We start from the raw sequence: 6,405 nt of genomic DNA on the forward strand, positions 1-6,405 counted from the left end.
ACACCTGAGTACACGACTGGTCTCACACCAATATCTTGTACTAGCGCAATCATACGGGGACACAATAATATATATGCGACGGTACACAATCAGGGGTATAGGTGGGTCGGCCAAATCGCTAGTGCTCAAAAAAGTTGTTTCCCGGGCTGATTGCCGTGTGGATTGAAAAGCCGGCTTTTTTGTGAGGCACATTTCCAAATGTTCTCCGGGTGGTGCTTTTTGAGAAAGAGCACTGATACGCTGGAGTTGCCTTCGGGTGCTTCCCGAAACCTACGAAGCTGGGTGCTCGCACCACTGCAAACTCGTGAGTTGATCAAAAAATCGGCAAGCGGGAGAGGTATATGAACCTCCTCGCCAGCCCGAAACTCCCCTCCTATTTCTGTAACGCCAAACACCGGTAAGGCTGCGCCTCCCTTAGGCTACATCGGCTTGCCGGACTAGTGGCTACTATTCGATGTGTACGACTACGATTCGCATTGCCGGACACTGCGACTATTTGCACCATCACCGCAGGCATGTTGCAGATATAGTGAGGGCTGTTGTCCGATTGATCAGCTCCCGGCTGATCTCTCCGTGAATTTATGGCGCTTGATTCTACTCGGATGCTGCCATTGACCGAGTAGAATCCCCGGTCGCATCAATGATCAGAGGAAGATGAAGTGACTGTACAACTGAAACCAACCTATAAAGAGGTTAAGAACAAGTACGAGATCGTACGCCAAGTATCCAGAGAAGCCGCTTTTGAGCAGCTGTCTCCGGTGTTGAAGAACAAACTAGTTCCCATCCATAAACGGGTATTTTTTTAGAAACTGGCGCTGACACCAAATTTTCATTGGCGTGAAGCCATCCAATTCCCAACACCTCGGATCAAACTGTTTAATATTTGACCAATCTTGTCTTGAGCTGCTTTTTCAGGGCGAAAGCTACTGTGCCGACTCCTTTCTCAGCACTTTTTGTAGTGTTTGCCGGGCTACTATTGAGCGTTAGCCGCTGTCCATTCGCACTAGGTGCGTCAGGTTATAGCTGATCACCGAGGACCAGACAAAAGCCATAAAGCCGCTTTCGCCTTTCCACATCGCTTTGCCAGCACCAAAAACTCTTTTCAATTCTGAGATGTTGGCTTCAATTCCCGCCCGGAAGTTTCGCAATGTTCTCAGCGTTTTTTCTTTTATACCCATCGCACTGAGCGTGATGCCATTCTTTCTGTGAAACGCCACTCGCTTCACACCCAGTTCTTTTGCAGTATCGACATTCTTGTGACTAGCGTAACAACCGTCTGCTACCGTCGCTGTCGGCACATTTGCCATAGAGACGCTGGTACTCTTCCAATACAGGAATAAAGCGATCACTATCGCTAGGGTTTCCATCCTCTATCAAAAGCGTCGTGATAAACCCGTTTTTGTCTGTCGATAAGTTGACCTTGTGCCCGTAATCTATACCGCGCTTGGCTTTGACGATGATGTCTGTATGTGGCTCAAACAGACTCACGATCTTTTCCGATGCCGGCACTTTTTCACCATAAATTACTCGACGCTCAGCTTGATCGATTACTTGTTCCAGCAAGCATCGGTAGTGCCTGACTTCCTCGATCCAAAACTGCGATAGCGGGTTGCTGCTCTTCAGCTCAACCTGGTCAATGGCTCTATGACTTTGCTTTATTACCCGCTTGGCCAAGGGAAGCAACTCTTCGTACAGCTTGTCTTTCTCAGCTTTTTTCCCGTAAAAAATAGCCGCTGCCAACTGCCTGGATGGTTTGCGGTAGTCCGTTAATCGCAATTTTACCCCAGTGCGATCCTTGGCTTTCTCAAACAGACGACTCAATACGCGAATGCCATCGTCCAGCAAGCCACTATCGGAAGGATCGACTATGTTGCTTTTGACAACGGTGCTGTCCAAGCGCATCGCTTCGCTATCAATTGCACCATCGTTAAAGGTATTAATCGCCAATTGGTCGAATATCCGTTGTAACGTCTCCGGACGAATCCGGCGGATATTCGTGCACAACGCCGACTTACCTGGATAGCAATCTCTCTCCAGCCGAGCAAAGGTGCGGTAACTCTGTGAGTCCGCCAAGTGAAAGGCCAGCTTGTCGTAACTCACGCCTGTGATTTGCTTCAGCAATAGGCAGCGAAGAACACTTTCAACGGACAACCCCTTGCGACCAGTGGGGCGCGCATCACCGCGGATCAAATCACCCTCCAGCAATGTGACCAGTTCAGGCTGCTCATCTAATAGGCACGACAGTTTCGCGAGGAAATCGCCAAACTCGTGTTTTGCATAAAAATCAAATATACTCGGCTGCACTGTGCGGGCTTCTCGCATAGTAAGGCCCTCCGGTTTTGTTGGTTATTTTCTTGGTCGAAAACAATTCTACAAAATCTTAGGGCCTTTTTTAAGATCTAGAGCCAAATTTTTCCTTATATTTCAACATCTTACCCGTTTATGGATGGGAACAAACTAGGCCAAGCCGTTCTCAGAGATACTATTTCTCTCGATGGCTTTACATTCGAAGCTCAGAGAAAGCTTAAGAGCTGGGAGGGGTCAAGGTTGCGGCGAGTCGCCTGGGACTGGGAGGAGGTGACGAAGAGTTACCGGACCCACCCGAAGCGGTTTGAGCTGTCTGTGTGGTTCAGAGAGTTGGAGCTGAGTGGAGCAAGTATCGGCCGCCCTACCTGGAGCGGTGGGAAGTTGAGGTTGGACTATATCGAGTCGCATCCAATGGGAACCCCTCTTGACGGGCTGGTAACTGATATTAGCATTGCTGCGGGCGTGGTTTATGCGAATGCGATAGGCGCAACCCAGTTGCGGATTATGAATCCTGTGAATGCGACGGTGAGAGATCATTATTTGAGCAAGCCAGGGTTCTCGTTCAATGAGCGCGGTAACTTTTGCTTTAGGGATTTGTGACATGAGCGATGATGAGCGTCCCCCGGTAGACTCCCCGGAGTTCAAGGAATGGCTGAAGAAGAAGTCTGCGCGTCACGTAGAAGATATCTTTGGTGAAAACCACCAGCCTGCCGAGTTTGAGACAGGGGGGGGTAATCTTTGGTGATGGGGACAGCCTGAACAAATGCGATGCCGAGCAGTTTCCGGATGAGCTGGAAGAGTACACCCTGGAGGAGCGCCGAAGGCTTCTCAGGTTGCACAAGGGGCAAGAAGAGAAAGGTGAAGACGATTAAAGGCGAACCCGCCAGTATGCCAGTGGTGGGCTGGTGAAATTTTCGCCGCTCTGGTGGGAAAATGGTTTGAGCGTTGAGTGAATATTAGCCAATTTTAGGGTCGGTTGAAGCTGTCACTTGAACCAGCAGTAATTACTGCCGGGGTATCTCAATGCTCCGCTGGCGCCGTGATCTATTGGTTGAGCGGGATCACGGAGTTGGCGAGAAACGGGAGCCCTACGATGACTGGAAGTCCGCCAAGGAAAATCCGAAAACCCAAGGAGTGGAGTATACAGCCTTTTATCCTATAAAACTTCACATTTTTGGAAGTTTGTTCCTTCTAACTGCGAACCCTCATTGTTTAAGGTTTGTGGCGATGCCATGTCAGCCTGGCTAACACGGCCGCAGCTCCTCGCGCTACAAACTCTTCTGCCCGTGCGGGGAACAATTTGGTGCGCCGGATCGCGCGAGATTTGACCTGTCTCACATTTGGCTGTCCCCCGATTGCAATACAATCCCCCCAGGCAGCGATGGGGATCGAAAGCCCTTTTATACACCCCGGAACGACTATTGGGGCAAGGGCGTTCATTGTTAGAGGTAGGGGCAGAGGTAGGCGATATGGGTAGAATTCTACGAATAACAATCCTGATGCTGCTGGCGCCTGTCTGTATCGCCCAAGGTGTGAGCCGCGACGAGATCCGCGGGCTCGATGAACAGATTCAGGACGTCAAAAAAGATGTGATCGATCTCACTGCGGAGCTGGCGCAGTTGGAAGAGAAATTGCTCTTCCCCTCCAATACCCAGGCTTCCTTCTTTGTCTCCCTGGCGGGCGATAATGCCTTCAGCCTGGAAGCCGTGGAACTCAAATTGAATAACGAAATTGTCGCCCACCACCTGTATACCTTTCGGGAAATCGAAGCGTTGCAGAAAGGCGGTGTACAGCGTATTTACACCGGCAATGTGCAGACCGGCAGTCACCCGCTGGAGGTGAGCTTTATCGGCAAGTCGGCGTCAGGGAAAGAACATCGAGCCAGTGCCAACTACACCGTAGACAAGGAAGTGGGGCCGAAATTTGTCGAAATCAAAATTGCCGGGGCCGAGTCCGCGATCAATTTCAAGGACTGGTAACCAATGCTGCCGCGTCTGGTTTCGACTCCGTTTGGCGTCGCGCTGTCTTCGCTGTGCACGTTTTCCCTAGTGCTGTGGGTGTCCTCTGCGGCAGCCGCTCCCGCGCGCGAGAAAGAAAACCTCCGGGACCTGTTTTTCGGCCAGGCGCTGTTCCAGGCTTACCAGGAAAACTACTTCGATGCCATTGTCGCCCTGGACACCGAGCTGAATCAGTACCACCGGCTGGACGAGCCGGAACTGGACCCTTTTACCACCCACTACGGCCAGGCGGAGTTCTCCGTCGGTGACCTGGAGCTCTCCTACCGCATGCACCGCGAGGCCGGCCGCGCAATCGAAGCGGTGCTGAAGGGCAATGTGCCCCAGCCGGTGCGCAACGAGGCGGCCTATCGGCTGGCGAAAATCCAGTATCACAAACAGCAGCCGCGAAACGCCCTACACGCCCTGGAGATGATCGAGGGGCGGGTTCCCGAGCGCGTGCGTGCGGAAGAGCGCTTCCTGCGCGCGCGGGTGTATATGGAGCTGGGTCGTTTCGAGGAAGCAGTGGAGCTGCTGAAGGATCTGAAGGGCGAGCCCTCCCTGGCAGGCTTCGTGGAGTACAACCTGGGCATCGCGCAGATGAAAGCGGGCCAGGAGGAGCGGGGCGTCCTTGAACTCACCGCGCTGGGCAAAGCCGGCGGCTCCAACCCGGCGGTGCAGGCGCTGTCGGACAAAACCAACCTGCTGCTGGGTTATCACCTGATGGAGGCGGGCGAGCTGGAACTGGCGCGGCCCTATTTCGACCGGGTGCACCTGGAGGGGCCCTTCTCCAACAAGGCGCTGCTCGGCGCCGGCTGGGTCGAGGCCCGCGCGGGCCGTTTCGATCGCGCACTGGTGCCCTGGAAGCTGTTGCAGGATCGCCCGGCCACCAACGAAGCGGTGCAGGAGGCGATGCTCGCTGTGCCCTATGCCTACGGCAAGCTGGATGTGCACAGTACGGCGGCGATCAACTACGGCCGAGCGCTGGAAACCTTCAGCCACGAAATCGACGAGTTGAGCGACTCCATCACCAGTATTCGCGAGGGCAAATTCCTCGAAGCGCTGCGCCGCAAGGAGGCGGATCAGGTGCAGAACTGGGTGGTGGCCTTGCGCAACCTGCCCGGTGCGCCGGAAACCCATTACCTGCTGGACCTGATGGCGTCCAACGACTACCAGGAATTCCTGCGCAATTACCACGATCTCAACGACCTGTTCGAGCGCAACGAGAGCTGGCTCGGCAGCCTGACCGCTTACGAGGACATTATCGAACTGCGTCGCTCCTACTACGAGCCGCTGCTGCCGGGTATCGACCATAAGTTCCGCGAGCTGGATGCGCGCATCAAGCTGCGTATTGAACAGCGGGATAAGTTTGCCAGCCGCATCGAACAGATGCTGGTCAGTCGCCGTCCGGAATATCTCGCTTTCGCAGATGAACAGGAGGCGCGTCTGAAGCTCGCGCGCATGCGTGAAATACTCGGCCGTGGCCCCCGGCACTACAGTGAGGAAGTGGAGGCGCGTATCGCGCGCCTGGAAGGTGTTCTCGAGTGGCGCTTGTCCACCGAGTACGACCAGCGCCTTACAGAAGCCTACAAGCACCTGCAGCAACTCAATGAAGAAATTGAAAAACTGCAGGTGGTGTATCACTCCTTTGTGCGCAGCCGCCAGGCGGCGACCCACAGCTATAAGGGCTACAACGACACCATCGCACAGCTGCGCAGCCGTCTGAAAATGGCACAGACGAAGCTGGAAACCCTGATGGCTCGCCAGGGCACCATGCTGGAAACCCTCGCCGTCAACGAACTGGACCGCCGTCGTGCCCAACTGGAGAGCTACCAGATCAAGGCCCGCTTTGCCCTGGCGGACAGCTACGACCGCGCCAACGAACTGCAGGAACAGCGTCTCGACCAGCGGAAGATCGAGCAGCACCGCGGCTCCCAACCGGAAGAAGCCGTGCCGCAGGACAACCCGCCGGAACTGGAAGCGCCCGCCGAAGAGGGAGGTGACGGGTGAACCTGCCTTTGCCCCTCTCTGTAGGAGCGGCGGGGCGGCCATCCGCCGCTGGCCGCGAACCGCCTTTCCGGCTGGCAAAAATTCATCGCGGCCG

General features: G+C 54.5%; 3 protein-coding genes and 1 pseudogene. 3 read left to right on the plus strand and 1 reads right to left on the minus strand.

The window, feature by feature from the left end; genetic code table 11:
- Positions 1 to 983: 983 nt before the first annotated feature.
- A pseudogene (locus ACRC0P_RS13435) lies at positions 984 to 2,322 on the minus strand (ISNCY family transposase).
- Positions 2,323 to 2,999: 677 nt separating this feature from the next.
- On the opposite strand from ACRC0P_RS13435, the gene ACRC0P_RS13440 reads away from it, so the two are divergent.
- The 3 genes from ACRC0P_RS13440 to ACRC0P_RS13450 all read left to right on the plus strand — a co-directional run bounded on the left by ACRC0P_RS13440 (position 3,000) and on the right by ACRC0P_RS13450 (position 6,311).
- Positions 3,000 to 3,179 carry a hypothetical protein gene (locus ACRC0P_RS13440; protein ID WP_438631747.1) on the plus strand — a complete coding sequence of 60 codons (180 nt, stop codon included), beginning with the start codon at positions 3,000 to 3,002 and terminating at the stop codon, positions 3,177 to 3,179.
- Positions 3,180 to 3,776: 597 nt separating this feature from the next.
- Complete coding sequence (locus ACRC0P_RS13445) at positions 3,777 to 4,286, plus strand: hypothetical protein (protein ID WP_438631749.1); 510 nt, start codon at positions 3,777 to 3,779, stop codon at positions 4,284 to 4,286.
- Positions 4,287 to 4,289: 3 nt separating this feature from the next.
- The gene (locus ACRC0P_RS13450; protein ID WP_438631751.1) at positions 4,290 to 6,311 is read left to right on the plus strand and encodes a tetratricopeptide repeat protein; all 2,022 of its coding nucleotides are present in this window, start codon (positions 4,290 to 4,292) and stop codon (positions 6,309 to 6,311) included.
- Positions 6,312 to 6,405: the final 94 nt, after the last annotated feature.

This window comes from Microbulbifer sp. (assembly GCF_051659245.1).
GTDB lineage: Bacteria > Pseudomonadota > Gammaproteobacteria > Pseudomonadales > Cellvibrionaceae > Microbulbifer.